Below are 26407 nucleotides of genomic sequence, written 5' to 3'. Positions count from 1 at the left end.
AGGGAAGCCCGTATGGATTTCGGTGGATTGTTTGTGTGGCCTAATGTGCGTTTTATACTGGAGGGCTTCCTGCTCACACTGGAGGTTGCTATTTACTCTATCGTGTTCAGCTTCGTTCTTGGTATCTTATTCGGCATTCTGCGCTATACCCGCTTACCTGTTATTTCACAGGTTGCAGCCTTTATCATTGATCTCATTCGCAATCTTCCATTATTGCTCATTATTTTCTTCATCGGCATGGTTTTACCATCCATCGGAATTTCGATTTCCCTCAAGTGGGCAGCCATTACAGGCCTGTCGATCTTCGAGGGAGCCATGATCGCCGAGATTGTGCGCAGCGGTCTGAATTCGGTCCATAAAGGACAGGTGGAAGCCGCACGTTCCTCCGGTTTAAGCTATTCTCAAACCTTATGGCATATCATTCTGCCCCAAGCGCTTCGTCGCATGGTGCCCCCGATGGTCAGCCAGTTCATTTCCCTATTCAAGGATACCTCACTGGCTGTCATTATCAGTTTGCCGGAGCTGACGCATAACATTCAGATTGTCGGTGGGCAAAATCAATCTTTTGTCATTCCAGCCCTGCTGTTCGCAGCTTTCCTGTACTTTGCTGTCAATTACAGTATGTCACTGATTGCACGCAGGCTGGAAGTTCGTACACATTAAAGCTCCTGATACTCATCAGGGTTGCCACTAGTTGGAACGCACTGTTAGTACAGCTTGTATCTTTTCAATCAATCGCTTCAACGCTTCTCCCTGATAACGGCCAGACTGATAAATCAACTCTAGCTGACCCTGGAGCACGCCGCACAAAATAGGTACAGTGCAAAATTGTGAGCGATCCAATTCTGCCGCAAGGGACTCCGTCTGTAGGGTTACGGCAAGTCCCTCCTGTACCCAGCGCAGGATTGAAGGTATGGAATTTGTCTCCAAGACGGTTGCAAAGGGATACCCGCGATCACGGACGCACTTCTCAATCAGTTTCCTGCCGGGATGACACTCTGGCTGCATCGCCCAGGGTACATGCCTCAATTCGTCCAGCGTAATGGAAGTACGGTTGGAAAACACATGCTCTACCGGAACAACAAGACAGTAGTTCTCCGTACGAAGAGGAAGCTGGACAAGCCTTTCATCCGTACCCGAATGCAGCGTAATGCCAACATCCACTCGGTTATCCAGCAGCTGTTCTGTTACATCAAATGATGGATGGATGTGCAGGTTGACTTTAGGAAATGACTGATGAAAATGGATAAGCATTTCTTGCAATGGTTCCTCCAGCTCCGGTAATGCGATACCAATCCGCAAACTCCCGCGTTGCTCGGTGCGCAACTCCTCAATGGAAGCCTTCGCTTGCTGTAAATCCTTGAGCGCATGTGCACTGTGTTGCAGCAACAATTTCCCGGCATCTGTCATTTTTATTTTCTTGCCTGCACGGTCAAAAAGCGTCATGCCCAATTCCTCTTCCAACGCCTTAATTTGCAAGCTAAGCGTGGGTTGGGAGATTCCGATCTTTTCCGAAGCTTTCGTAAAATGCAGTTCCTCGCATACGGCAATGAAGTATTGAAGCTGACGTATTTCCGTCTTCCTTCTCTCCCTTCGAGAATCCCCAGAATGATTGCATTAAAAGGTCAAAAGAAGCGCAAAATCGGATCAATCCGGTTCGCGCTTCTTCTTCAGGTTGTTGCGCTTTTTTAGATTATTGGGCAACTTCGGCTTTTTCCGCAGTCAACATAATATTCGCAAATGTGTCTGCATCATACTCCTTGCCACGGGTAATATCGTAATTGGCTACCCGATTATTCACTGCCTCCAACGAGTAACGGAATAACGTCGGCACGATTGGCGCCTCCTCGCTCATATACGCCTGCCACTGATTGTATATATCTCTACGATAATTGTCGTCAAAGGCTTTCACAGACACCCCTTCCCGCAACAGCTTATCATTCTCTTCACTTGTAAAACGCGAATAGTTAAAGCTGGCTCCGCGTCCATACAGTCCACTAGGGTCTATATCTGAACCCGTACTCCACGCACCGCCAAAAATATCAATGCCGGGGTCATCCTTTTGCACACGATCATAGAAAGAATTGAACTCAAGCAGACGACCGTCCACCAGCTCGACATGAAGTCCGACATCCTTCCAGTTTTGCAAATAAAACTTTGCCAGCGATTCAGCTGTCGCATCTCCGCTCATTGCCGCATAATGGAGAACCAGTTCCTTGCCCTTAGGGTCCTCACGGTATCCATCTCCATTGGTGTCCACATAGCCTGCCTCGTCCAGCAGCTTTTTCGCCTTGTCCGGGTCATACGCGATGCCCTTTGCATTTATATCATGATATCCCTTAAAGGCAGGCGGAATCAGGGATGTTGCTGGAATCCGAAGTCCATGATAGAGCTGCTTGCCGACCTGCTCATTATTCAGCGCATAGCCGAGGGCCTGACGCAATGACTTGTTCGCCAGCTTGGCGTTCGGGTCCATGATATTTAGATTCTTGGCCTGATCGAATTTGCCCATCTTAAAGCCCACATAGCTATAAGATAATTCCTCCTGACCGAGAAACTGTACATTTTTCGGATTGCTGGCCTCATTGTAACGGGTGGTTGGATAGCTGGCCCAATCGACTTCTCCACTTTTCAGCGCCTCGGTAATGACATTCGGGTTCACCACCTTCAGATGAAGACCATCCAACTTGGGCTCACCGTGGAAATAATCTTCATTTTTGACGAATTCCACAGATTCACCTGTGACCATTGATTTAATTTTGAACGGTCCATAGCCAATCGGATTTTTACGGACAGGATCAGATCCGGCCATATCTTTCACGGGGATATTCTGAAATACCTTTTTCTCCAGTGGTGTAGACCAAAGTCCCGATTTCACCGAAGGATTAGGTTCCTTGAAGTGAATGGTAACCTCTTTCTCATTCAGCACCTTGACGCCAGAAATGGTTTTGGCCTTACCCGCGTGATAATCCTCCATGCCCACAATGTTGGTCATAAAGCTATCATAACGCGGACCTTCGTAGTCTTTATGACCGATCACTTCATAGGAAAAAGCATAGTCCTCTGCCGTTACGGGATTACCATCCGTCCAGTTCAGTTTGGGATCAATTTTTACAGTCACCGCCTTATTGTCTGGGGAAAAGGAAATCGTCGCCGCTCCTTTATTGTCAATATTTAGATTGGAGTCAATCGAAAACATAGAAGGGTAGAAAAACTGGAAGACTTCAAAATCAGGATTGCCTTCATAAAATACAGGATTCAGAATACCTTCAAAAGGGGTATCAGACACGAGTGCATAATTGATGATGCCACCCTTAAACGGGGCCTTATCGTTCTTGATCGCCTTCTCCAGCGCTGTGGCATTCACCTGCTTGCTGTCGGACCCTGTGCCGCCTGTACCGTCAGACGATTTCCCTCCATTCGAAGCGGAAGGCGAACCGCTGCATGCGGCCAGAGAAAGCACCAAAATTGCAGATAGAACAGGCAGAATTCCTTTTTTCCAGTGTTTAACCATTGTAAATCCCTCCTTGTCATTGTCCTTATCCTTGAACTTCAGTTAACCCAATCGTTGTCTGGCATCCGTGGCGCGTTTGAGCGCCTGGCCAATAAAGTTAATCGCCAGCATTAGCACCAAAATAAGCAGTGAGGCAGGCAACCACATCCACCAGCTATTCTGCAAAACATCCGGGTCATTCGCATAACTCACCAGTGTACCCAAGCTTGGAGTAGATTCCGGTAAGCCAAAACCGAGATAAGAAAGCCCGGTCTCAATCCCGATATTTCCCGCGAGGCTGAGGGTCAGATTGACGATCACGACCGAGCTAAGATTAGGCAGCACGCCAAACCAGATGATTTTCCAATTGGGTGTGCCAAGGGTTTTGGAAGCCTGCACATAATCCAGTTCGCGCTCCGACAACACCTTGGCCCGGATCAGACGTGCTTTTCCAATCCATAAAAAGGCAGTCATAATGAAAATAAAGGACCCTATGCCGCTTTTGGGTACAATGCTGACAAATACGATGACCAACATCAGAAATGGAAGTACCAGAATAAAATCAATGATCCGCATGATGATGTTATCGACCAGTCCCCCATAAAAACCAGCCAGCAAACCTAACGTTAAGCCAATAGCGGCGGATAACAATGTAATCGTAAAGCCAATGGTGAAGGAATTGCGGGCTCCAATGACCAGCTGGCCGAAAATATCCCTGCCCGCTCGATCTGTGCCCAGCCAATGCACTGAGCCGGGAGCTTCACGGATTGCGCCCAAATCCACCGTCGTGACTACATCCTGATTTACAAACAGGACAGAGGCATATATAAAGATCAAGAACAGAATTACAAAGCCAATGGAAACCAAGGCCGTTTTGTCACGCACCAGCTCACGACGCAGTACAGACCAACTGGATGGTGATTTACGAATGATTTCCGGCGTGAAGACCTCCTCCACCTGAATAGACACCATAATCCCTCCTTTTCTCTAGACTTGTTCGCTATTCGATTCGAATGCGGGGATCGACTTTGCTTAGGATGACATCAGATAAAAGGGTTCCTAATAGCGCCAAGAATCCGGAAATCATGACCAACGCGTTCACGACTGAAAAATCCCGTTGAGTGATGGACTGGAGAAATAGTTGGCCCAACCCCGGGTATCCAAAAATAGATTCAAGGAAAATGTTGCCTGCAATTACTCCCGTCAGGTCATAGCCCAAAAAGGCAGCAATCGGCAATAGAGAGTTTTTGAAAATATGGCGGGAATAAATTTTACCTTCGGGCACCCCTTTGGAACGCGCTGTTTTCACAAAATCCTTCAGTCGTGTGTCAATGACCTCATTGCGCAAATACTGAATCGTAGCCGTTGTACTGAGCAATGCGCCTGTAACCGCTGGTAAAATGAGATGATACGACTTGTTCACGTAATATGACCATGTCCCCGGCTCCACGCCTACATCCACACTGCCGCTGGTTGGAAACCAGCCGAGCCTGAATCCGAATACGTACAGCAGCAACAACGCGAGTATAAATAGAGGTGTCGCAAAGCTGAGATAGGTATAGCCCACTACGGTTTTGTCCAGCAGACTATGCTGATAACGACCGCTGAGTACGCCGAGCGGAATGGCGATCAGATACGTCAGAACCAGAATTACTACGCCCAGGAAAAACGTGTTCCCCAGACGGCTGCCAATCAGATCGGTAACGCTAATTTTATGTACATAAGATTTGCCCAGATCCCCGTGAGCAAGCTGGACGAGCCAGTTCCCATACTGCACCCACACCGGGTCATTCAGTCCCAGTCTTTGTCGCTGTTCTTCCAGTGCGGCCGGATTCAGATTGGGTGTCGAAGTAATAAGTCCCGTCAGGGCATCCCCCGGCATAGCCTTAGCAAGGAAAAATATAAGCACGCTCAGTGCAAAAAGTTGAGGGATCATAACCAGCAGCCGACGCAGTGTAAATTTCCACATTTCTGTACCCCCCTTATGGTAGCGCGACTTGATGGGATGGACTTACTGATTTTAGTGCAAACGGCTTTCCACTCACGTCTAGATGTTTGGGCAGCTCTGTTTTGTAGGAGGATAAAAGCATTCGCCTTTTTTGGGCATTTTCCAGCCGTTTTGTAGGATCAATATTGGGAATGGTTGCAATGAGGCGCTGGGTATACAGATGCTGTGGACGCTCATAAATGTCTTGCTCGCTCCCCTGCTCCACTAGACGGCCTCGATACATAATACCGATTTGGTCGCACATATGGCGGATAATACCCAAGTCATGACTGATGAACAAATACGTCAAATTAAATTCCCGTTGCACATCCTTCATAAAATTCAGCACCTGTGCCTGCACGGAAACGTCCAGTGCCGACACCGGCTCATCAGCAATGATCAGCTTGGGGTTTAATGTCAGCGCACGCGCGATCCCGATCCGTTGCCGTTGCCCCCCGGAAAATTCATGCGGATATTTGTAGGCTGCATCGGCGTTCAAGCCGACCTTTTCCAGCAACGTCTGTACTTTCCTCCGTTCCTCCTCACTGCTCAGCCTTTCAAAATTTCGCAGCGGTTCAGCAATGACATCCAATACGCGCTTGCGCGGGTTGAGCGAAGAGTAGGGGTCCTGAAAAATCATCTGAATGTCTCTACGCAGCGGATGACGGTTGTTACGGCTCAGAGCCGCAAGGTCCTTTCCCTTAAAAAGAATCCGTCCGCTCGTCAGCTTATTTAGACCGATGATCGTCCTGCCTGTCGTCGTTTTTCCACAGCCGGATTCTCCCACCAGCCCGTATGTCTGGCCTGCCTCAATGCTGATCGACACGCCATCCACTGCTTTCACCTGATCGATAACACGCTGGAAGAAACCACCGCGCACCGGATAGTGGACCCTCAAATCATTTAACTCCAGTAGTGCCATGAGCAGCTTCCCCCTTTGCCTCGTCTTCAAAATGAAAATGCTGGTAACATGTACAACGGACCCAATGTCCAGGGGAAATTTCATTTAGTTGGGGATGGTCTTCATGCACTCCCTGCTGAATCCAGGGAATACGCGGGGCAAAGCGACAGCTATTGCGGGGGATATCTTGTAATGAGGGAACAATGCCGCCGATGACATGCAGTGATTCCCCCTTGGTATGCGCTCCCGGCATGGAAGCAAGCAAAGAACGCGTGTACGGATGCTGTGGATGCCTGAATAATTCAAAAACATCAGCGCTCTCCACGATTTCTCCGGCATACATGACCACCACACGGTCGGCTACTTCTGCCACAACACCAAGATCATGCGTAATCAAGATAATTCCGCTCCCACTCTCCTGTTGAAGCTGTTTGAGCAAGTCGAGAATTTGCGATTGGATCGTTACATCGAGCGCAGTCGTCGGCTCATCTGCAATAATAAGAGAAGGTCGGCAAGCTATGGCAATCGCGATCATCACACGCTGCCGCATCCCTCCTGACAGTTCATGCGGATACTGATCATACACACGCACAGGATTCGGTATATCTACACTTTCCAGCAGCTCCAGCACACGTTCCCTTTTTTGCTTCGTAGATAGTGACGTATGATAATCAAGATTTTCCTCAATCTGCTTGCCAATGCTCATCAACGGGTTGAGTGCTGTCAGCGGGTCCTGAAAAATCATGCCAATGCCCGCTCCGCGGATTTTATTCATTTGCCCTGAAGAAAGACGGTTCAGGTCCGTGCCTTTAAAAAGGACCTCTCCCTCTACACGTGTGCGTTCCATGTCATGCAGTTGCGGGATAGAAAGCGCCAGCGCGCTTTTGCCACAGCCAGATTCTCCGACTACAGCCAGCACTTCATTGGGGTTGACCGTCAGATCCAGATGGTCGACTGCGGGGTGATATTGATCCTTGATGCGAAAAGAGACGGATAATCCTTTAATTTCCAACACGGGTTCGGTATTCAATGCGCGCTTCCTCCATTCTCCATGGTCTTGTCCCGCTTATTCTCACCATGTTTGATGTTTAAAACCTCTCATGAACATTACATACCGTTTTTGTCGGAATAATTTGAATACATCCTATCACCAGTATATGGATATATCAATTAAGATTATGCTATCAACATCATTTAAAAAATCAATGATCCAGCAGTAGCGCGGCCTTTCTGGAACAAAATGTAATGAAATAACCAACCACAGGTTAATTTTCATCACAAAAAAAGTCGCCTGATCCCTCTGCAGGGATCAAACGACTAACTAATACCAGCTCACATTGAGCTTCTGGCGATAATTATGAAGCCGCTCCATAGGAGCCAGACTTGAACGTTCTAGGATCGTACCATTTGTAGCCTGCTGCTGGAGCAGACCAAGGCTCAGGCTGCGGTTCTGTGGAAGCCGCAGGCTCCTCAAATGGTAGAAGCTTCGTTGGCTGATCCAGAGTCAAACCTGCCACATCAGACAATTTCGTGTAGTCCTGCTTCCATGCAAGCCATTGAACCGTTTGCACCAGGAAGGTGGAATCATCCACTTCTTTAAAACCATCATATGTCTTCTTCGACTGTCCGTTTTCCTCACGCACATATTTCGGTGTAGCATCTTCTACAGGGGAAGAATCACCGATGAACGCTGCCTTGCCTTGACCTACCTTGGAGATAGCGGCATAAGGTCCTTCCGCACGGCCCCCGCCGTTATAAACTCCCTGGTCTACCGCATTACCCCATTTTTTCGTGCCTGAAGGGATATAAGCAATGCCTTTAGCCTTGGTAGGATCAATAATAGCCAGCGTAGATCCTGCATGCATTGCAATCGAGCGCACACCCTTGGTAATGCCGAAAGATTGATCTGCGGCTACAATGTCGGTAGCATTCACATCACCCAGCGCATTGTAACGGAAACGAACGCCAAAGTTGGCCGCCAACCAATCGGAGCTTGTTAATCCTTGCATCGCCGGTGATGCAGCTTCTTCTGCAGTCATGCCCTTGGCCGGATTAGTATAGGCTCCACGACGGTAGCCATTCATAACCTCGGAGGAATCCCAACGGTTTTTGTTACGGTCCGCATTATAATGATCGGAGATGAAGAAAACGCTTCCCCCGTTATTCACGTATTGCAGCAGGGCAGCCTGCTCGGATGCCTTAAAGGCAACATTCGCTTCACCAATAATGAACACATCATATTGGCGCAGCTTGTCATATGTTATAGCCTGCTCTCCATAAGTGAAAGGAATGGGACGATTCAATTGGTCTACCGTAAAGCCTACATTACGCAGTCCATTGGCAAAGTCGGAGAAGGCGCCTTCAATGACCCAATCTGCTGCGCCAGCGGTCTGTGCATGCGTATTATCGAACAGCACCTTTTTGCCTTTTCCATCCGGCAATGTAGTACCGGGTTGACCCGGGTTGCCAGGTTCACCTGGTTCCCCCGGATCGCTTCCGCTCACCAGTTCAACATCGCTTGGACTTTTCACTCCACCAAAATTATTGTAGGCGCCGAGTGTACCCGTCACACGAATTTTGCTGCCGATCAGCTCAGGATGGCCTGACAGCCCAAATTGCCCTCTGTACGCTGAAGTCAGCTGTACATCCAATAGATTAGACGTATTACGTTCATTTGCCTGATCGGCAATCAGTACGTTAAAATCATTCGCGAACGGAGAAGAAAAGTTAGCCGTTTTCGATCCGGTAGCATGTCCGACGATGTAGCCTTCCACCGTCACCGTACCTCCACTGCTTTGGCCTTGAAGTGCTTCGGCTACTGTCAATGCTCCCTCTGCCTTGACCTGACCGAATGGAACGAAGATCCCGATCAGCAGTGATACGATCGCTGCTAGATGCAACATCCCTTTTAAGCGTGAACCTGTGAATCGCAAGCCTTTTACCATACGTCAATATCCCTCCTATGATTTCCATAAATATACTTGTCCTTTATCAGATTAGCCGCCAATCTTCTAATTCCTTCCTGGTTTCATCCATAATTATGTAAATTTTAATCTTTTTTATTGGAAACGCACCTGTTTATGTAAAAATTAAACCTGTGATTGACACCGAGCACGGCATACATTACGCTAAGAAAGACATGTAGAACGGTATACGCGAATGAAGATGACGGGAGAGTCTGTCCAGGGAGCCTACACTCTGGCGGCACCGAAGGAGCAAGGCGTCAGCACCCGGCTGGCGGATAATCTCTCAGGTCCATGTATCGTCATCTGACGCAACTCTGGAGAGAGCGCAAGCCACCCAAGGGGTAAGGCGGTAAGAACACCGCACGAAACTCTCAGGTAACGAGGACAGAGATAAGGGAAACTTCCTTATCCTGTCCTTTTTTGTGCTCACATTGTGCGTCAGCATTAGGAACCGTCATAACCGCGCAAAGACGCGGAAATACCATATAGTATGGTATTAGAACATACAGGGGGCCACACCATGCGTTTCAAAGATGTATTTTCTATTATCGGTCCGGCCATGACCGGACCTTCCAGTTCACACACCGCAGGCGCGGTGCGGCTCGCACGCGTTGCCCGGCACTGGCTCGGGACGCAGCCTGACCGTGCCCGCATGACGCTGTACGGCTCCTTTGCCGACACGTATAAAGGACACGGTACAGACCTGGCGCTCATCGCAGGGCTGCTTAATTACGATACGGACGATCACCGGATTCCGGATGCCGAGCAATGGGCAGAGCAAGCCGGGATGGCCGTGGAATTCGCCGTCAGCGGACTCCCCGCGCCTCATCCGAACACCGTCCGTTTCGAGCTGTGGAAGGGCGAGGATCAGCGCACACTGCTGGGCTCCTCCATCGGCGGCGGCAGCATCCATGTCCAGCAGCTCAACGAATTCCGGGTCAATCTGACTGGGGAGCTGCCTACGCTGGTGCTTCTCCACTCGGATAAGCCCGGTACATTGGGCGCGATAACTTCAGCGCTGGGCGCGGCCCACATTAACATTGCCTATATGCACGTAGATCGCAAAGGCCGGGATGGTGAAGCACTCACCGCCATTGAAACGGACAGTTCTGCTCCAGCTGAACTGATTGCGGAACTGCGTTCTTTACCTCATATGTATGAAATTAAGATGATTAATTTGAAAAAAGGAGCTGAATCCGATGCGGTTTAGCCATCTGCATGAAATCAGCGCTTTATGCGCTGAAGAATCCACCACAATTGGCCGCTTGATGATTCAAGAGCAGGTACAAGAGACGAATACAACGGAGGAAGAAATCTTTCGCCAAATGTCTGATTATTATGAAGTCATGAAGGAAGCCGTTCATCGCGGTCAGACACAAGACACCGTATCCCGCAGTGGATTGACGGGCGGTGACGGCAAGCGCCTAGCCGAGTATCTGCGGTCAGGGGAAACCTGCTCCGGCGATGCCTCCGCGCTCGCCATGGCTTATGCCCTCTCTGTGTCGGAGGTAAATGCATCCATGGGTCGTATTGTCGCCACGCCTACCGCAGGCTCATGTGGGGTTATCCCTGGTGTGTTCATCAGTGCGCAGGAGCGGTTCGGCTGGGATGATGAGCATATGGTGAACGGCCTGTTCGCCGCTGGAGCCATTGGCTACGTGATCGCCAACAACTCCTTCATTTCTGGCGCGGAGGGAGGCTGTCAGGCTGAGATTGGTTCAGCTATCGGGATGGCTGCTGGCGCTATGGTCGAGCTGCGTGGTGGTACGCCTGAACAGGCTGTCCACGCCGTGGGCCTCGCTCTTAAGAACACGCTCGGCCTGATTTGCGACCCCGTCGCCGGACTCGTGGAGATTCCGTGCATCGTGCGCAACGGGCTGGGAGCCGTGACTGCGCTTGCCGCAGCGGACATGGCTTTGGCGGGTGTGCGCAGCGCTATTCCGTCTGACGAAGTCATTGACGTGATGCTTGAAGTCGGCAGTGCGATGCCGTCGAAGCACCGCGAGACCGCCAAAGGCGGCTTGGCCCAGACGCCGACTGGCAAGCGTTTGACCGAATCACTTACACGCAACACACCGACCAAGAAGGATAAGTCATAATTTATAAGCGGTGCCTCCTTAAAATAAAAGAGCAAGCATGTCGTCCTTGGACGTATGCTTGCTCTCTTTTTTACTGAACGGTTACCTGTATCTTCGTCATTTTACCTGCATATTTCACAGTAATTACTGCTTTGCCCTTGCCCTGTGCCTTAATGTTACCGTCTTTGACGGTCGCAACAACAATTCTGGACGAGGACCAGACAGCCGGTTTGGAAACATCCTTCTCCGACTCATCCTTATACGTGGCTGTAGCCGTAACCTTGGCCAGCTGTCCTGCCTTCAAATTCAAAGCAACTTCGTCTGTTTGCAGATATTTAAGCGTATCAACATCCACGGGTACGCTGATTACCTTCCCGCCAAACTTCGCCTGAATGTTAGCTTTACCGTAGCTAACCGCAGTAACCTGACCCTTTTTAACAGTGGCTACCTTATAATTAGACGTTTTCCATTCAGCTTGGGCCGTAACGTCCTTTTCTTTACCATCACTCGATTTAACCACAATCGCGATGGTTTTTTGATCTCCGGATTTAAGTGACAACGCGATTGCATCCGCTTCAATCTTTTGCGCTACGTCCACTTCTACCGTAAACGTAATGTTTTGCTTGCCATATGAAGCAGTCACCGTTGCCTTACCGCTACCATTCGCTTTGATCAAACCTTCGCTAACTTCAACCACTTTTACATTGCTCGTTGTCCAGGTGGCGTCCTTGGTTACATCTGTTTTTGTACCGCCACTCTTAACTCCTGTTACTTTCAGCTGCTTCGTTTCCTGAGCACCAAGCGCAATTACACGCGAGTCTGTTTCCAGACGGTCTACAAGGCCTACTTGTACGTTAATCGTCAGTTTTTTGCCATTATAGGTCGCTGTAATAACCGCTTTACCAGCGGATTTACCCGTAATCGTTCCTTTGGACACAGAAGCAATATCTTCCGCGCTTGAAGCCCATTCTGCATCCTGTGTTACATCTTCCTTACGCCCATCCGCATAAGTAGCCGTCAAAGTTGCAGTATAGTCCTCATCAATATCAATCGTTGCCGTTTTGGAGGACAGAGACAGATCACCGGGTACATTTACGGATACCGTAGCTGTAACTGTTTTGCCACCATAAGAAGCGGTGATCGTAGCCTCACCTGTTTTATAACCCGTGACTTCTCCCGCACTGACAAAAGCGATATCTTCATTGCTGGACTTCCACTCTGCCTTACTTGTGATATCTTCTTCCGTACCTGTTACATACGTTGCGGTCAGCTTGAGCTTTTTGGATTCCTTGGCATTCAGGCTCAGCTTGTCCTCACTCAAATCCAAATATCTGGAGGTTTCGACATCTGTCTTGATCGAAACAGTCTTATCTCCATACTTAGCGGTCACCGTAGCCGAACCCGCTCCAATGGCCATAATCGTTCCCTTATTCACAGTCGCAATTTTTTCATCGCTTGATGTCCAAGTAGCTTTATCTGTGATATCCGTTACCGTCCCATCCGGGTAAACGGCAGTAACTTGTATTTTTTTAGATTCATCCAGACGGAGAAAAATATTGGATTCGCTGGCTTTCAGCTTATTCGTTTGATCGACATCTACCGAAATCGTAGCGGACATCGTGCCATATTTACCTGTAATTGTCGCCTTTCCCGCGCTGTAGCCGGTAATGGTGCCTTTCAGTACATCCGCCACGGCTGCATTGCTGGAGCTCCATTCAGCAGACTCTGTCACGTCCTGTACCGATCCATCCGGGAATGTCGCCGTAAGTTTAACCTTCTCCGTATCCTTCAGCAAAAGAGAAACCTCTGATGAACTGACATCGAGACGTTTAACCTGCTCCACCTGCACAGCAATGGTTACGGTCTGTTGACCATATACGGCCTTAATATTGGCTGTACCTGCTCCCTGAGCGGTAACCAATCCGTTAACTACTGTGGCTACCTTTTGATTATCGGAGGTCCAAGTAGCATCACCCGAAACCTGAGCTGTTGTATTATCACTGTATGTCGCTGTCAAATCAACCTGTCCTGTACCGCTTGAACGCAAGTTCAGGCTTTGTACACTGGATGTCAGCGCCTTAACCTTTTTCGTTACATGTACCTGAACCGATTGTACCTTCTCTTTATAGGTCGCAACCACGGTGGCTTCCCCTTCAGCCTTGGCCGAAACTGTACCATTATACACAGTAGCAATAGTTGTATTATCACTTTTCCAATCCGTGCTTACGGTTACATTCGAGGTTGTCCCATCGCTAAAAACAGCAGTAGCCGTCAACGCAGCCGTATCCCCCTGCTGCAAAGTTACCTCGTTAGAGGAAAGGACAATCTTGGAAAGCACCGCATCCGCAGCAGATGCAAACCCTGCATATGATGTAAAACTTGAAATCAGGATGACCAACGCCAGAAAACCGGACCATCTATTCTTCAAAATCTAATTCCCTCCCATTCCAAAACTTAAATTAAGGATTTCGCAAAATCCTTACACCTACGTTTTATGTCGTCATATGGAAAAGAATAGTTTAGGCTTCGAAGGAAATTTGGTCCTTATTAACTAGATCATTTCTGATAAAGATTAGACATTACAATTTGTGTAGCTTCAGAGCCATAGTGAAGAGTTTACCCAACAGACCCACAACCTCGCATTTACAAACAGCTATAAGCTGCTGCGCGAACTCTCAAATGATGGTATTCTTCCATATTAGGAGCCAGTTGGTGCATATAAACGACGGAGAATTGTTCGCTTGGATCTATAGAAACCCAAGTGCCTGCTACTCCCGTCCAGCCAAATTCTCCAATAGAACTATTTGCATGCCCAGCCGCTTTATCAATTAACGTGCGCACGCCCAGTCCGTAACCATAACCTGTATGATAAGAATTAGTAAAATCCAATAATTGATCTGTATTCAGATGATTGGTGCGCATTAAATCAATAGTTTTTCTCCCTAATAGCCTCACACCATCTACCATACCTCCATTCGACAGCATTTGTGAAAATGTAAGGTACTCCTTAACTGTCGAATACAGACCTGCGCCCCCACTTTCATATATAGCATCGGGCTGATGATATTCATCCAAGAAACCCTCTATTTTTTCTAGCTCTCCGGCGTCTGTTCGTTGGTAAAAGGAGGCCATTCGCGATTCAATATCTCCACGATATCGGTAACCTGTATTGTTCATTCCAAGCGGATCAAATATTTCATCCTTTAGGAATTGCCCTAATGATTTACCTGAAATCACTTCAATAAGACCTGCAACCAGGTCATGTCCATATCCATATAACCAGCGTGTTCCCGGCTCAAATGAAAGTGGAATATCAGAAAGCGCTTTAATTTCTGTGCGCAGATCATTTTTCCCCTGCTTTTCCTTTAACGTTCTAAGGACCTTTTGCATTGCCCGTCCTGTCTCTGAAGACTCGGAAGCGTAAGGAAGACCCACACTCATATTGAATATATGCTTAATTAAAATGGGATTCTCCGCCTTATCCACATAGGTGTATCCGTTAGGAGCGGTTTTGAATACATGCGCATTACGATATTCGGGAAAATATTCATACAAAGGCTCATTCAACAAAAATTCCCCGCGTTCGTACAGCATAAGTGCAGCCGCACAGACAACAACTTTTGTCATGGAAAACAAGCGATACACTGTATCCTCAGTGATTGGCTTTCGGGCTTCCAGATCAGCATATCCATGATATCCTTCATACAACACTTGACCATTCTGGGCAATGGCACAACCGCAACCTGCTGGCCCATTTGCTACGAAATGTTTCAATAGCTGATCTACCTTGTCAAAACGAGACATATTCATCCCTCCTATTTTTACTTCAAAAGAAACAACCTTCCCCTCGCGCTCTAATTTCCTGTTCTAACAAGCTCAGCGCGATCCCTTGTAAGCGCTTATTCCCCGCATTTATTTTAACGGTAAACTTGGTAAATACATAGATTATTTGTCATAATCAGATGGCTTTACATTAACAGCTCGGCCACCGTTTCCTTCCAGCGATGAATCACCGATTCCGGTTCCTTGAGACGGACCGTGACACCTGTCAAGATATCCGCATATTGGGCCGAATCTTCTCTGGCTGCAAAAACATGAGCCGCAAATCGCTCACGTACATGCTTGGCTTCGGGCAAAGCAGGCAGATGTTCCAGCGACAACCGCACATAATGCGCCTTCCCCCCGGTAAACACCGCAAGCGTCGCCTTCCTGGTACGAATCATGTTGCGCGTCGTGGTCGTGCCTGGCCATAGTGCCAGACGCAAATTCCCCTCGTCCAGCGCTACAACTTCGCCCACACTAATCATCGCTATGTGCGGCCACTGATCTTCCGTGACCGTCAGCAGCATCATTGCTTCATGCTGCTTGTCCTCCAATACCTTACCGTCCAGTAGCGTGAACAGTTCCTTACCGATCCTTGGTGTCTGCATGAAGTATAATCCCCTTTACATTTGGCCTATAACTTCAAAGTACCATAATTTACGGCTGCTTACGAACGACCCTATATCCGCTCTGGAATAGGAGGAACATGAGCAGCATTCGGAATATCTTTGGGGTTTACCTTGAACGCCGATTTATACTTTGCTGGATCAGTAATGCTATCCGGTTCTGAGGTCCGCCATGTGAACAGGCATACAGGGCACAACAAAACCTCCCAGGCGCCTTTAACTGGCGAGCGGGTAACAACCTCCGAACGATTAGATTCACAACGGGGACAAATATGCATCTGTCAGCACTCCTTTAATCTTTTTTTGTTTTTAAAATATTTAGCGAAGCATTTGGCTCAACTTTTTCTCCCATTCTGCTACACCCAACGGGGAATCGAGCGACTGCGAGTAATGTCCTCTAATATCCGGTGCTACAGGTGTCGTCGCATCCAATATCATTTTGTGCGTCATACCTGCCGGGTCAGAACCGGGGTCAAGCGGTAAAATAGACAAGCCTGGGACTATGACAGTATCATGCTTTGGATGAAGCTTGGTGGATAAAGCCCACATGACCTGCGGCAGATTGAACGGATCGACATCCTCATCCACCACAATGACCAGCTTGCAATACCCTAATCCATGCGGAGTCGTTAACGCACGCATTCCCACAGCCTTTGCAAAGCCGCCATACCGGGTTTTCGTGGAAATAATAGCGACCAGCCCATGCGTATACATGGCATTAACGGCTACGATTTCATTAGGAAAAGCATCCTTAAGCTGCTGAAACAACGGTACACTTGTATTCACACCGATCATATAATCCGTTTCCGTCCAAGGCATCCCGATGTACAGATGCTCAAAGATAGGCTGTTTGCGGTGATATACACGATTAATCTGAATGACTGGCATCGCGCGACCGCCGGAATAGTGACCTGTGAATTCACCGAATGGACCTTCATACTCACGTTCACCTGCTAACACTTCGCCTTCCAAAATGACCTCAGCTCCCCAAGGCAGATCCAAATCTGCATCCTTCGCTTTGACCACACGGTAAGGCTCACCCTGAATGGCGCCCGCCATCTCATATTCGGATTGATCGTACAGCAGCGGCGTAGAAGCAGCCGTTGTAATCACAGGCTCACATCCGAGGGCAATAGCGACCTTCAGATTTTCGCCGCGCTCCTCAGCCTGACGGATATGGATCGCAATATCATGCTGTGGTACAGGCTGGATGCCCAAACGGTTCTTGCCTTTTACCTGCATCCGGTACAAACCGACATTTTGCTTACCGTAGGTGTCAGGGTCATCCAGATCGCGTGAAACTAGAATTGCTTTATCCAGATAAAACCCTCCGTCCCCCTGATTCAAACGAAACAACGGCAAAATATCAAACAAATTAATATCCTCTGTAATCTCGACTTCATGAAAAGGAGCGGTTTCTTCCCGCTTCACGGGCACCGGGAATTGTTCATAGCGTCTGGCAAATTCAAAAAACTGCTCCTTGAGCGGCGTGTTTTTTGGCATTCCCATCATGAGGGCATGATTGGGCCAGGAGCCCATCACATTCATTGCAATACGAGCATCCGTATATCCATAGATGTTGTTGAAAAAGAGAGCAGGCGTCTTATCTCCAAGATTGTTTAATGCTCTGTTAGCTGCTGCGAGGTCCGGCTCCGGCTTTACCTCATCGCTGATCGTGAGTAATTGTCCCTCCTTTTCCAAGGTGTGTAGAAAATCGCGAAAGTCTTTATAGGGCATCATTCATTCTCCTTCATCTTTCGATTTCTCAATTCTGGTGCAGTCTGGAGTCATTCTGCTTCATTCCATCCCAGCGTTTGGCTGCGGTTGTGACAATACCGAACTGATCCAATGCACGAAAAACAATATGATCCACTAATTCCTCGATACTTGCAGGATGATTATAAAAGGCAGGCATCGGCGGCAGGATCATCACGCCCATACGTGACAGCTCCAGCATATTTTCCAGATGGATACTGCTTAATGGTGTTTCCCTGGTCATGAGCAGCAGCTTCTTTCGCTCCTTCAGTATCACATCCGCTGATCGGGTAAGCAGGTTGTCCGCCATACCTATACGAATAGAGGCAAGGGTCTTCATGCTGCAAGGAGCGACGACCATGCCGTCTACTCGAAAGGAGCCGCTGGAAATACGCGCAGCCTGATCCTTATACGAGTAGACTGCATCCGCCATTGCCTCCACTTCCTTCACCGTGTAGCCTGTCTCATAGGGAATGTTCGCAATAGCCCACGGGGATAGCACCAGATGGCTTTGGACTCCAGCCTCTCGTAATTGTTGTAATATACGGATACCGAAGATCGATCCTGTCGCTCCCGATATTCCTACAATGATTTTCTTCATATGTCCCCTCCTTCCACCCCATCGTTTTATGTTCACCCATGCATTACTGTCAAAAATTATACGCCTGTTCCTTACACACGAAAAATATATATAATATATGGAATACATACTTTAAAAGTATCCAAATTGAAGCGTTGTTTAGAAATAAGGAGGAATCCCAATGGACATGAAGCATCTGCATTACTTTTGCGTCATCGTGGAGGAAGGGCAAATCACCAAGGCCGCCAGAACGCTCAACATGGCCCAGCCTCCGCTGAGTCAACAACTCAAAAATATGGAGGACGAGCTTGGCGTAAAGCTGATTTACCGTGAAGGAAAGAAGTGGGAGGTAACCGAGGCCGGATATACACTGTATACACGCGCCAAGCGATTATTGGCTGAAATGGAGGACACCTGTAGAGAAATTGGGGAGTTTGAAAACAAAGTAACTGGTACACTTTCCATAGGCACGTCATCCGCCTGTATGTCTCTGATTACTGAACAACTCAGCCGCTTTCATCAGGATTTTCCAGAGGTATACGTTAAAATAGGACACGGAGACACACATCATCTGGAAGAACTGCTGCACCAAAATAAAGTGGATCTGGCCCTGCTGCTGCTTCCGGTAGATGACAAATCGTACCATACGATTGAACTGGAGGGAGTTTCTTTTGTTGCGGTTCTTCCGTGTGAATGGGCAGATCGCCATCCCAGTGGGGAAATTACCTTAGAGGAAGCTGCCAGCTATGACCTCTTGTTGGGACGCCGAACAGAAGGACACGGACTATACGAAACCGTCATCCGCAAATTTCAGGAACACCATCTTATTCCGCACGTCGTACTGGACTGTCCAGAAATATCGACCATTCTCTCGCTCGTTTCCACAGGCATGGGAATTACCATTATTCCAGACGCTGGCTTAGGACAAGAATACGGGGACAGATTTCGCACACTCTCCATTAAGGAGCCATTCCCCTTCACACGGCCTGCCGTCGTATGGCGCAAGGATCGTTATTTATCCAATGCAGCTCGCAAATTTGTTGAACTGCTACAAGCTGGAGACACGAAAAAGACTGCTCCCGAGTAGATGCTCTACCGCTCTACTCCTGAAACAGTCTGATGCTTGAAGAACTTCCTTCATTCGGTCGTTGATACCGCCTTATTTGACTCCCTGATGTCGATACTCGGTTGGAGTCATTCCACATTTGCGCCGGAATACCTGTGTAAAATGCCTCATATCCTGATAACCGATCCGCTCTGAAATATCAGCCAGCCGCAGATGAGGATCACTGAGCAGCCGCTTCGCCTCCTCCATACGCAAGCAAATGACGTAATCCTTGTAGCCTTGTCCCATCTTTTGCTTGAATAACTGGCTGAAATACACCGGATTCAAAAATACGATTGAAGCCACCTTCTCCAGCGACAGCTCCTCTGTAAAGTGAGCCCGAATGTATTGCAATGCCACATCTACCGTATCCATGCCTTTGCGGAGACATTCTCCTGTATCCGCTGCTGCGGCTGCAATCTCCTCTGGCGTACGTCTTAGTCGCGCCACCTCTTCAGGTATGGAGGCAAAATTGTGATGAACACCCGAACGTGTAATTTGTAGGGGCACCTTCACATAACGCTTCAAATGGGATTCGAGCAACGTCTCTAGCCGTGCGGCCTCTGCCTCATCCCTTAGCCTTGCAATGCCCAGGAGACTATGGCGGTCTAGACTGACGACAAAGCCGCTGCCTCCTGCCTCAATGAGCTCGGACAGTACATTTTCAATCATAAAATGCTCCAAATGCGTCTGCTTGTGATCAGGTTCCATACGAACCATGAAGAGATGGAATTCCGGATAATTTTCGACAAAAGGCTGTATATCCAGCTTGCCCGTGTCCAGTCCAAGGGCATAGCGTTGGAAAACGGCTTCACGCAAATAAACCATATTGGATTTGAGAAGCCTACCCTCGTTCGCCTGCTGCGAGGCCACAAGCGCTTCGGCTGCCAGTATTTCAATGCATTCCAGCAGCTTTCTTTTACCAATCGGCTTTAACAGGTAGTCTTTGGCACCCAGCTTTACTGCTCTTTGTGCATAATGGAAGTCGGAATGGGCCGAAATGACAACCCACTGCAGATGAGGATGCTTTCGCTTAGAAATACGCATGAATTCCAGACCATCCATACCGGGCATCAGGATATCAGTTAATACAATATCTACAGGATGCTCCGCCAGAATGCCTGCTGCCTCCTCGGTGGAAGCAGCGAGATGAATGCCGCAGGTTGGTAGAGCTTGGCCAATGGTACGCCGAATCCCCTGCCGAATCATATTTTCATCGTCAGCTATCAGAATATTCATGTTTCTCCTCCTTCTGTGGCAGAGGCACACTTACAGTGACTGTTGTTCCGGCCCCAGGTACGCTAGAGATCCGTAGGCCGTACTCTTCTCCGAACATGTGCCGTAGCCGTAAATTTAGGTTTTGCAGGCCGATGCCTCCCGCCTGCCCGCTGCCCGCCTGTTTGCCGGGTTCTGCCAAAGCGACCTGGACCACCTCCCATCGTTCGTACTCCATCCCTGCACCGTTGTCGATGATGTGTAGGCTCAATACACCGCCATATTCCTCCGCTCTGACGAGCAGCTTGCCACCTGTATCCGCATGAAGAGGCTCCAGTCCGTGCTTCACCGCATTTTCAATCAATGGCTGTAAGGTCATTTTCGGCAAGCGGATATCCATCCATCGTTCTTCAATATTGATGTCTACGGATACCCTGCCCTCCAGCCGGGCTTGGATAATGGTGAGATAGTGGCCAACCTGCTCCACTTCTTCACAAAGGCTTACATCGGTCCCCTCTTCCCAATGGCTGCTGTAACGGAACATATGGGATAAGGAGAGAACCACCTCTCCGAGCTGATCTTGTCCCTTTTCATCCAGCATCCAATAGATCATATCCAGCGTATTATATAGAAAATGTGGATTGACCTGCGTCTGAAGCGCGTGCAGCTCTGCATTTTTTTCGCTGACTGATGATATACGCACCAGCTCAATCAGCTCTGCAATCCGTCTTACCATATGGTTAAAAGAAGTAGCTAGCTGGTTGATTTCTTCATAGGATTTGGTGTTTACCGTATGACGGAAATTTCCTGTCTCTACCCGCTTCATTTCCCGAATGACTCGCTTGAGTGGAAGGGAAATGCCCCTGGAGACGATAGATGCAATTAACGCCGACACAATAATAAGTATAGGTGCCACGATAAATAAGTACCTTTGATTTTGCACCAGCTCCACGTTCAGATCCTCACTAGGTGTCACACTAATCACAGACCAGTCGGCAAACGGCAACTTGGAAGCGATTACAACTTTTTCATTACTTCGATTTACAATAACATCCTCCTCCGGTACCTGCTGCTCTAGATTTTGCAAATCCGGAGGCGGATCAGAGGAAGTGGCCGACACAATTCGATTTTCATGACCTAACAAATATACCTGACTATTGGTGCCCAGCCGCAAATTGTGGAGAGCGGACAAAACAGAACGCGGCTCAGCCTCAAACAGGACAATACCAATCGGCTTGTGCTCATCCAGATCATAGAGCTGCCGTCCAAACGCAAACACGGGTCTGGTTTCCACCTGATCAATGACAGAATGAGGATACACGCCCAGCCATGCAATTTTGCCCGCCGACTTTCGAATTTCCTTATACCATTCCGTATGTTCGTAATGAGTATCAATGACATTCATATAATTGCCATAGTTATATACCTTGCCTGTGTCTGTGATGACATGGATGCCAATCAGATCCTCACGCGAATAATAGATAGCGCCCAGAATATTCGTAATCGTACGTTCGTTGATGTAATTGACAGCAGGTAAATCACTACTATCCGTCGTCAACAGACGAACCAAATCCATATTGTTGCTGATCGATTTGGAGAGACTGTTATAGCTGCCGAGTAGCAATTCGAACAGGCCTGCCGTCTGGGATACATTTTTACGCGCCAGCTCGCTGACCTTATCATGGAACTGCACCGTAGTACGGTTGTAAAATAATAGACTGACCGCCAGCACAATGCCGGACATGCTCAACAGGAACAGAACAAACAAGCGGTATTGAATGGATTGAAAACGGCGCAGCATACCTCCGTGCGCTCCTTTCGCATCGGCCGCCTATCCTTTAACCGCTCCCGCAACCATGCCCTTGGTGATATTTTCGGACAGAACAAAATAAATAATAATGACCGGTAAGGCACCCATGACTAGAAAAGCACCAATATTACCGTAGTTCACAGAATACTGGCTGACGAACGTATATACGCCGAAAGGGAGAGTTTTGAGCTTCTCGGACGAGATAAAGGTGGCAGCCATAATGTATTCATTCCAGATGTTAATGAAAGTTAAAATACATACCGTCATGATAGGCGGAATCGAGATGGGTAAGATTACACTGCGGAAAATACGATAAATGCTTGCTCCGTCAATGTAAGCGGATTCTTCAATTTCGTGGGGAATGGACCGCATAAAGCCGGATAGGATGAAGACCGCAATCGGTGTCTGAAAAGCAATGTAGGGTAAAATCAGTGAGAAATACGTATTCAGAATATGGACGTTTTTAAACATCACCATCAGCGGCAGCAGTGTAGCTTGCATCGGGATCATCATCCCGATCAGAAACAAAGTCAGCACAACAGCCCCGAAGCGCCAACGAAAACGTGTAATCGCATAAGCAGTCATTGAGCTTAATAAAATGACGAAAATCATCGTAACCCCGGTCACCAGCACACTGTTTCCTAAATAGCGCAAGTAGCTCCCTGATTCATAGGCTTCCTGATAGTTGTGCCACTGGGGCACTTGAGGGAGTGCAAAGAAGCTTGAGCTCAATATCTCTTCATTCGTCTTCAACGAATAGGTCAGCAGCCAAAAGAGTGGATACAGCTGCGTGACAATTAAGATTGCCAATAAGGAAAAGACTCCCGTTTTTTTTAAGGCATTCAACAGTTCCATCTCCTTTAGCTTACCTTATTTTCGATTCGTTTGAAAACAAAATTTATCACAATTGTAAATGACAAGCAAATCACTACGAGAATTGAAGCTAATGCGCTGCCATATCCGTATTTCATCGATAAAAAGGACATATTGTACATATACGTAGATACTGTATCCGTTGCATGAGCTGGTCCTCCACCCGTCATCACCCAGATCAAATCAAACGATTGCAGGGAGCCGATAAATGCTAATACAATTGATATCTTGAAAATAGGTACAATGAGCGGCAGCGTAATATAGCGGTCTGCTTTGAATCCTTCAGCTCCATCAATTTTGGCTGCTTCGTACAGCTCATTCGGTATATTTTGTACCCCGGTAAACTGGATAAGCAAATGATAGCCAAAATACTGCCACAACGATACAAAATAGAGGGCGTACATCGCTATCTGCGGTTCCGTCAGCCATGAGCGCGTCCAGCTTTCCAGCCCAATCGCCAGCAAAATACCGTTCAGCATTCCACCCATCGAAGCTGGATTATAGATCGTCTTCCACAGCTGCCCGATAATGACCACCGATAGAATAACCGGCAGAAAATACATCGTAACCAGCGTATTGGCCTTACGCACATAACGATTAAGCAAGATCGCCAGCAACAGACAAAACGGAATTTCCAGCATGGAAAACACAGCGAACATCATAGTCCGTTTCACGGACGGCCAGAACACTGAATCTGCTGTAAAAATCCGTTCAAAATTAGCCAGCCCCACGAACTTTGCCTCGGCGATTCCGTTCCAATCCAGCAATCCGCAATACACCGACACCAGAATCGGAACAAATACCATACAGGTATACAACAACAGGCAGGGTAGCACGAAAACGGCAATGGTACGTGCTGGCACCTTCAGTACATTCATGCTCTAATCTCCTTTGTGTTGATTCTGAACATCTTCTGAGGATGCACAACCTACATGATTTCCAATCAGGGAAGGAGCACTCTGCCCCCTCCCTAGTGTCAGCTACTTCAGGATTTTGCAAAATTCGATTCCAGTCGCTCCAAAGTGCAATATCTAGACGAACTAGGCCATTTCGATCTATATATTGTTCATTGGGAGTCGCTTATTGGATTTTTGCAAAATCCTCACTTATTTATTCGCTTCAAAAGTGTTCTGATGTTCCTTGGCAACTTGTGCAGAGTCTTCCTTTTGCACGAACAGGTTTTGAATGCTACTCAGATGCGCCTGCGCAATAGCCGGATTCATCGTATTATCAAAAGCGAGATCGCCCCCTTTTACATTCTTGAACAGCTCATTAAGACTAATCGCTAACTCGGAGTAGCCCGCTTCCTTCAGATCACCTTTCATTTTCTGACCACTGCCAATCGCATTTTTCAGATCAAACTGAATTTTGGGCATCTCCGTAATAAAATAGTGCAGAAAATCCTTCGTCTCCTGTAAATGTTCACTGTTCACAGATACCGCAAATGCGCTGCCCGGCGCAATTACATACTCATTCACATCACCCTTGCCATTCACCGTAGGGAATTGAAACGCTCCTACCTTACCCGCTACCGAAGAAGCATCAATAGACCCCGTTTCCCATGTACCCATGATATACATCGCGGCTTTTCCTGTTTTAAAAATATTACCACCTGCATTGTAGTCAATAGATGTAGCTCCATCCGGGAAAGCTCCTGCCTGCACCAATTCCTGAAATGCATCCACCGCTTCCACAAAAGCCGGGTCGTTAAACGTCTTTTTACCGTCCAGTACATCATTGAGAAAATTCGGCCCTTCATTTGTACGCAACAAAATATTCATAAAAAGGAGGGAACCCGTCCATGAATCCTTTTCCCCAATGGCAATCGGAGTAATTCCCTTCGCCTTCAACGTCTTGACCGTCGTAATCAGCTCGTCAAAGGTGGTCGGCAACTTCTGGATTCCCGCCTGCTTGAACAGTTCTTTATTGTAAAACACCACTTCTATATTGTTACCGTCCGGAAAAGCATAGAGCTTATCGTCGAAGCTATAGTAATTAAGAAGTCCATTCTGAAACGTATCTTTTAACCCCTCTTTATCAGCCACATCGTTTAATGGAGCCAGCAGCCCAGCATCTACGAATGGCTTCATCTGTGCAGCCGGGTTTACAATCGTGATATCAGGTACTTCCTTCGCCGCTGCCTGTGTTTTCAGCTTAAGCTTTTGTTGATCTGTATTTAGCGAATCCAATTCAATTTTGACATGAGGATGATCCTGCTCGTATTGACCTACAATTTGCTTAATCATTTTGTACGAAGGGGTGCTCGGATCAGGATTAATGTTCTGAAAGGTAATCGTAACATCTTTCGTTGCGGTGCCTCTGCTCGGTTCTCCTGAATTTCCCGGACTTGCGCTTTGTCCGTTATTACAAGCTGCCAGCGTCAATGCCAAGGCGCTCGCCATCACAATGGCAAACGCTTTCATTTTTGTTCTGCTCATGGTCTTTTTCCTCCTCTTGTTGAAGCATTGCGCAATTTGCCCTCCTTATTGGTGGACACTCAATGCCCGCTTGTTCTTTTCATTATGTTCCATAGAAAAGACGTGAACAATGCGTGAACTTAAGGAGAAGGGTTTGTTTTTTCAAGCCCTCATTTGCGTGCTTCAAAATTCATTCATATCATAACTTGCAATTTATCTAGAACACAGGCATAATATGAATAAGATCATAGTTTGATAATGATTATCATTATTAAATGATAAATACACATAGACTTTAAAGGAGGCAGGACCGCAGTGAAAGAAACTTTTAATAAAACCTCCCTGCATATTGATGATTATTTGGATCTTCTCAATCTTGCCGTACAAGTCGGAGATACAAAGTGGCAAAAAGAAATTACCCGTAAACTTCAAACCTTGAGTGTCCTTCAGACAGAACAGGTTGAAATAGATTAACTTCCCCAGTTAAATACTGTCCTCAGTTAAAAAAGCTGACTAGGCACCACTATACAAAGTACAACCAGGTACCATAAAACTTTTGAACGAATCCATGAGGATGATCTTTTATGTGAATGATAAATGAATCGGTTATAGGAAAAAGAGCACAGCCCGTTAAGGCTGTGCTCTTTTATCGTGCTTGGCGACGTCCTACTCTCCCAGGACCCTGCGGTCCAAGTACCATCGGCGCTGGAGGGCTTAACGGTCGTGTTCGGGATGGGTACGTGTGGAACCCCTCCGCTATCGCCACCAAACATGAATTT

The 26407-nt window shown here is 47.7% G+C and carries 23 protein-coding genes, 1 rRNA gene, 1 pseudogene and 1 riboswitch; of the genes and pseudogenes, 5 read left to right on the top strand and 20 right to left on the bottom strand.

From position 1 onward, the window contains the following. Nucleotides 1-12: 12 nt before the first annotated feature. Nucleotides 13-663, top strand: a complete 651-nt coding sequence (locus GRP75_RS03820) for an amino acid ABC transporter permease (RefSeq protein WP_023986680.1) — start codon at nucleotides 13-15, stop codon at nucleotides 661-663. A 27-nt stretch (nucleotides 664-690) separates the two neighbouring features. Here GRP75_RS03820 and GRP75_RS03815 read toward each other — a convergent pair whose 3' ends face one another. The 8 genes and pseudogenes from GRP75_RS03815 to GRP75_RS03785 form a co-directional block, all read right to left on the bottom strand. Continuing rightward, the gene (locus GRP75_RS03815) at nucleotides 691-1446 is read right to left on the bottom strand and encodes a LysR family transcriptional regulator substrate-binding protein (protein WP_237448913.1); all 756 of its coding nucleotides are present in this window, start codon (nucleotides 1444-1446) and stop codon (nucleotides 691-693) included. 6 nt (nucleotides 1447-1452) lie between these two features. Then, nucleotides 1453-1533: pseudogene (locus tag GRP75_RS29480) on the bottom strand (LysR family transcriptional regulator); the annotation flags it as partial. A gap of 160 nt (nucleotides 1534-1693) precedes the next feature. After that, entirely contained in the window at nucleotides 1694-3514 is a 1821-nt protein-coding gene (gene opp4A, locus GRP75_RS03810; RefSeq protein ID WP_160788637.1) for an oligopeptide ABC transporter substrate-binding protein, read from the bottom strand. A gap of 42 nt (nucleotides 3515-3556) precedes the next feature. Beyond that, the gene (locus tag GRP75_RS03805) at nucleotides 3557-4465 is read right to left on the bottom strand and encodes an ABC transporter permease (protein ID WP_160788636.1); all 909 of its coding nucleotides are present in this window, start codon (nucleotides 4463-4465) and stop codon (nucleotides 3557-3559) included. Between the two features lie 28 nt (nucleotides 4466-4493). Then, complete coding sequence (opp4B, locus tag GRP75_RS03800; protein WP_104497429.1) at nucleotides 4494-5462, bottom strand: oligopeptide ABC transporter permease; 969 nt, start codon at nucleotides 5460-5462, stop codon at nucleotides 4494-4496. Between the two features lie 13 nt (nucleotides 5463-5475). Beyond that, on the bottom strand, nucleotides 5476-6402 hold the full coding sequence (locus GRP75_RS03795) for an ABC transporter ATP-binding protein (RefSeq protein WP_028541233.1): 927 nt from the start codon (nucleotides 6400-6402) through the stop codon (nucleotides 5476-5478). Then, on the bottom strand, nucleotides 6380-7411 hold the full coding sequence (locus GRP75_RS03790; RefSeq protein ID WP_160788635.1) for an ABC transporter ATP-binding protein: 1032 nt from the start codon (nucleotides 7409-7411) through the stop codon (nucleotides 6380-6382). Before GRP75_RS03790 ends, GRP75_RS03795 begins: the two co-directional genes overlap by 23 nt. A 325-nt stretch (nucleotides 7412-7736) precedes the next feature. Next, nucleotides 7737-9326, bottom strand: coding sequence for a DUF6359 domain-containing protein (locus tag GRP75_RS03785; protein WP_160788634.1), 1590 nt, complete (start codon nucleotides 9324-9326; stop codon nucleotides 7737-7739). A 214-nt stretch (nucleotides 9327-9540) separates the two neighbouring features. Continuing rightward, nucleotides 9541-9656: riboswitch (glycine riboswitch) on the top strand. A 211-nt stretch (nucleotides 9657-9867) separates the two neighbouring features. Here GRP75_RS03785 and sdaAB point away from each other — a divergent pair. Beyond that, on the top strand, nucleotides 9868-10557 hold the full coding sequence (gene sdaAB / locus GRP75_RS03780; RefSeq protein WP_013308430.1) for an L-serine ammonia-lyase, iron-sulfur-dependent subunit beta: 690 nt from the start codon (nucleotides 9868-9870) through the stop codon (nucleotides 10555-10557). Continuing rightward, nucleotides 10547-11446: an L-serine ammonia-lyase, iron-sulfur-dependent, subunit alpha gene (gene sdaAA, locus GRP75_RS03775; RefSeq protein ID WP_013308429.1), complete on the top strand. Its 900-nt coding sequence runs from the start codon at nucleotides 10547-10549 to the stop codon at nucleotides 11444-11446. The genes sdaAB and sdaAA overlap by 11 nt, the downstream gene beginning before the upstream one ends. Nucleotides 11447-11516: 70 nt before the next feature. Here sdaAA and GRP75_RS03770 read toward each other — a convergent pair whose 3' ends face one another. From GRP75_RS03770 to GRP75_RS03745, 6 genes are all read right to left on the bottom strand, one after another. Next, nucleotides 11517-13853: an Ig-like domain-containing protein gene (locus GRP75_RS03770; RefSeq protein WP_076159119.1), complete on the bottom strand. Its 2337-nt coding sequence runs from the start codon at nucleotides 13851-13853 to the stop codon at nucleotides 11517-11519. A gap of 215 nt (nucleotides 13854-14068) precedes the next feature. Next, nucleotides 14069-15229: a serine hydrolase domain-containing protein gene (locus tag GRP75_RS03765; protein WP_160788633.1), complete on the bottom strand. Its 1161-nt coding sequence runs from the start codon at nucleotides 15227-15229 to the stop codon at nucleotides 14069-14071. A gap of 164 nt (nucleotides 15230-15393) precedes the next feature. Then, entirely contained in the window at nucleotides 15394-15855 is a 462-nt protein-coding gene (locus tag GRP75_RS03760; protein ID WP_076159125.1) for a hypothetical protein, read from the bottom strand. A gap of 71 nt (nucleotides 15856-15926) precedes the next feature. Continuing rightward, nucleotides 15927-16151, bottom strand: a complete 225-nt coding sequence (locus GRP75_RS03755; protein WP_053324466.1) for a non-oxidative hydroxyarylic acid decarboxylases subunit D — start codon at nucleotides 16149-16151, stop codon at nucleotides 15927-15929. Nucleotides 16152-16191: 40 nt separating this feature from the next. Further along, the gene (locus GRP75_RS03750; RefSeq protein ID WP_160788658.1) at nucleotides 16192-17610 is read right to left on the bottom strand and encodes a non-oxidative hydroxyarylic acid decarboxylases subunit C; all 1419 of its coding nucleotides are present in this window, start codon (nucleotides 17608-17610) and stop codon (nucleotides 16192-16194) included. A gap of 28 nt (nucleotides 17611-17638) precedes the next feature. Next, complete coding sequence (locus tag GRP75_RS03745; RefSeq protein WP_013369033.1) at nucleotides 17639-18229, bottom strand: flavin prenyltransferase UbiX; 591 nt, start codon at nucleotides 18227-18229, stop codon at nucleotides 17639-17641. A gap of 160 nt (nucleotides 18230-18389) precedes the next feature. Here GRP75_RS03745 and GRP75_RS03740 point away from each other — a divergent pair, with 160 nt between their 5' ends. After that, nucleotides 18390-19295: a LysR family transcriptional regulator gene (locus tag GRP75_RS03740; RefSeq protein ID WP_076159133.1), complete on the top strand. Its 906-nt coding sequence runs from the start codon at nucleotides 18390-18392 to the stop codon at nucleotides 19293-19295. A gap of 72 nt (nucleotides 19296-19367) precedes the next feature. On the opposite strand, the gene GRP75_RS03735 is transcribed toward GRP75_RS03740, so the two are convergent. From GRP75_RS03735 to GRP75_RS03715, 5 genes are all read right to left on the bottom strand, one after another. Beyond that, on the bottom strand, nucleotides 19368-20552 hold the full coding sequence (locus GRP75_RS03735; RefSeq protein WP_160788632.1) for a response regulator: 1185 nt from the start codon (nucleotides 20550-20552) through the stop codon (nucleotides 19368-19370). Beyond that, nucleotides 20533-22329 (bottom strand): sensor histidine kinase, encoded by a 1797-nt coding sequence (locus tag GRP75_RS03730; protein WP_160788631.1) that lies wholly within the window; start codon nucleotides 22327-22329, stop codon nucleotides 20533-20535. The genes GRP75_RS03735 and GRP75_RS03730 overlap by 20 nt, the downstream gene beginning before the upstream one ends. A 30-nt stretch (nucleotides 22330-22359) precedes the next feature. Then, nucleotides 22360-23193 (bottom strand): carbohydrate ABC transporter permease, encoded by an 834-nt coding sequence (locus tag GRP75_RS03725; RefSeq protein WP_013308419.1) that lies wholly within the window; start codon nucleotides 23191-23193, stop codon nucleotides 22360-22362. Nucleotides 23194-23198: 5 nt separating this feature from the next. Further along, a complete protein-coding gene (locus GRP75_RS03720) occupies nucleotides 23199-24089 on the bottom strand; it encodes a carbohydrate ABC transporter permease (RefSeq protein ID WP_023986662.1) in 891 nt (296 codons plus the stop codon). A 228-nt stretch (nucleotides 24090-24317) separates the two neighbouring features. Continuing rightward, nucleotides 24318-25649, bottom strand: a complete 1332-nt coding sequence (locus GRP75_RS03715; RefSeq protein ID WP_160788630.1) for an extracellular solute-binding protein — start codon at nucleotides 25647-25649, stop codon at nucleotides 24318-24320. A gap of 294 nt (nucleotides 25650-25943) precedes the next feature. Here GRP75_RS03715 and GRP75_RS29105 point away from each other — a divergent pair, with 294 nt between their 5' ends. Then, entirely contained in the window at nucleotides 25944-26102 is a 159-nt protein-coding gene (locus GRP75_RS29105) for a hypothetical protein (RefSeq protein ID WP_023986660.1), read from the top strand. A 179-nt stretch (nucleotides 26103-26281) separates the two neighbouring features. Here the strand turns inward: GRP75_RS29105 and rrf are convergent. Beyond that, nucleotides 26282-26398: ribosomal RNA gene (gene rrf / locus GRP75_RS03710) — 5S ribosomal RNA — on the bottom strand. Between the last annotated feature and the right edge of the window lie 9 nt (nucleotides 26399-26407).

This window comes from Paenibacillus sp. OT2-17 (assembly GCF_009827695.1).
Lineage (GTDB): Bacteria > Bacillota > Bacilli > Paenibacillales > Paenibacillaceae > Paenibacillus > Paenibacillus polymyxa_B.
The sequence above is the reverse complement of the archived record's forward strand: the minus strand, read 5'-3'. Positions and strand labels throughout refer to the sequence as shown.

What these genes read in the sequence shown, in the direction of transcription:
- GRP75_RS03730 (WP_160788631.1), bottom strand. Translation starts at nt 22,329, where the DNA reads ATGCTGCGCCGTTTTCAATCCATTCAATACCGCTTGTTTGTTCTGTTC.
- sdaAB (WP_013308430.1), top strand. Translation starts at nt 9,868, where the DNA reads ATGCGTTTCAAAGATGTATTTTCTATTATCGGTCCGGCCATGACCGGA.
- GRP75_RS03735 (WP_160788632.1), bottom strand. Translation starts at nt 20,552, where the DNA reads ATGAATATTCTGATAGCTGACGATGAAAATATGATTCGGCAGGGGATT.
- GRP75_RS03765 (WP_160788633.1), bottom strand. Translation starts at nt 15,229, where the DNA reads ATGTCTCGTTTTGACAAGGTAGATCAGCTATTGAAACATTTCGTAGCA.
- GRP75_RS03815 (WP_237448913.1), bottom strand. Translation starts at nt 1,446, where the DNA reads ATGACGCTTTTTGACCGTGCAGGCAAGAAAATAAAAATGACAGATGCC.
- GRP75_RS03750 (WP_160788658.1), bottom strand. Translation starts at nt 17,610, where the DNA reads ATGCCCTATAAAGACTTTCGCGATTTTCTACACACCTTGGAAAAGGAG.
- GRP75_RS03740 (WP_076159133.1), top strand. Translation starts at nt 18,390, where the DNA reads ATGGACATGAAGCATCTGCATTACTTTTGCGTCATCGTGGAGGAAGGG.
- GRP75_RS03715 (WP_160788630.1), bottom strand. Translation starts at nt 25,649, where the DNA reads ATGAGCAGAACAAAAATGAAAGCGTTTGCCATTGTGATGGCGAGCGCC.
- GRP75_RS03755 (WP_053324466.1), bottom strand. Translation starts at nt 16,151, where the DNA reads ATGCATATTTGTCCCCGTTGTGAATCTAATCGTTCGGAGGTTGTTACC.
- GRP75_RS03785 (WP_160788634.1), bottom strand. Translation starts at nt 9,326, where the DNA reads ATGGTAAAAGGCTTGCGATTCACAGGTTCACGCTTAAAAGGGATGTTG.
- GRP75_RS03745 (WP_013369033.1), bottom strand. Translation starts at nt 18,229, where the DNA reads ATGAAGAAAATCATTGTAGGAATATCGGGAGCGACAGGATCGATCTTC.
- opp4B (WP_104497429.1), bottom strand. Translation starts at nt 5,462, where the DNA reads ATGTGGAAATTTACACTGCGTCGGCTGCTGGTTATGATCCCTCAACTT.
- GRP75_RS03760 (WP_076159125.1), bottom strand. Translation starts at nt 15,855, where the DNA reads ATGCAGACACCAAGGATCGGTAAGGAACTGTTCACGCTACTGGACGGT.
- opp4A (WP_160788637.1), bottom strand. Translation starts at nt 3,514, where the DNA reads ATGGTTAAACACTGGAAAAAAGGAATTCTGCCTGTTCTATCTGCAATT.
- GRP75_RS03820 (WP_023986680.1), top strand. Translation starts at nt 13, where the DNA reads ATGGATTTCGGTGGATTGTTTGTGTGGCCTAATGTGCGTTTTATACTG.
- GRP75_RS03795 (WP_028541233.1), bottom strand. Translation starts at nt 6,402, where the DNA reads ATGGCACTACTGGAGTTAAATGATTTGAGGGTCCACTATCCGGTGCGC.
- GRP75_RS03805 (WP_160788636.1), bottom strand. Translation starts at nt 4,465, where the DNA reads ATGGTGTCTATTCAGGTGGAGGAGGTCTTCACGCCGGAAATCATTCGT.
- sdaAA (WP_013308429.1), top strand. Translation starts at nt 10,547, where the DNA reads ATGCGGTTTAGCCATCTGCATGAAATCAGCGCTTTATGCGCTGAAGAA.
- GRP75_RS03720 (WP_023986662.1), bottom strand. Translation starts at nt 24,089, where the DNA reads ATGAATGTACTGAAGGTGCCAGCACGTACCATTGCCGTTTTCGTGCTA.
- GRP75_RS03725 (WP_013308419.1), bottom strand. Translation starts at nt 23,193, where the DNA reads ATGGAACTGTTGAATGCCTTAAAAAAAACGGGAGTCTTTTCCTTATTG.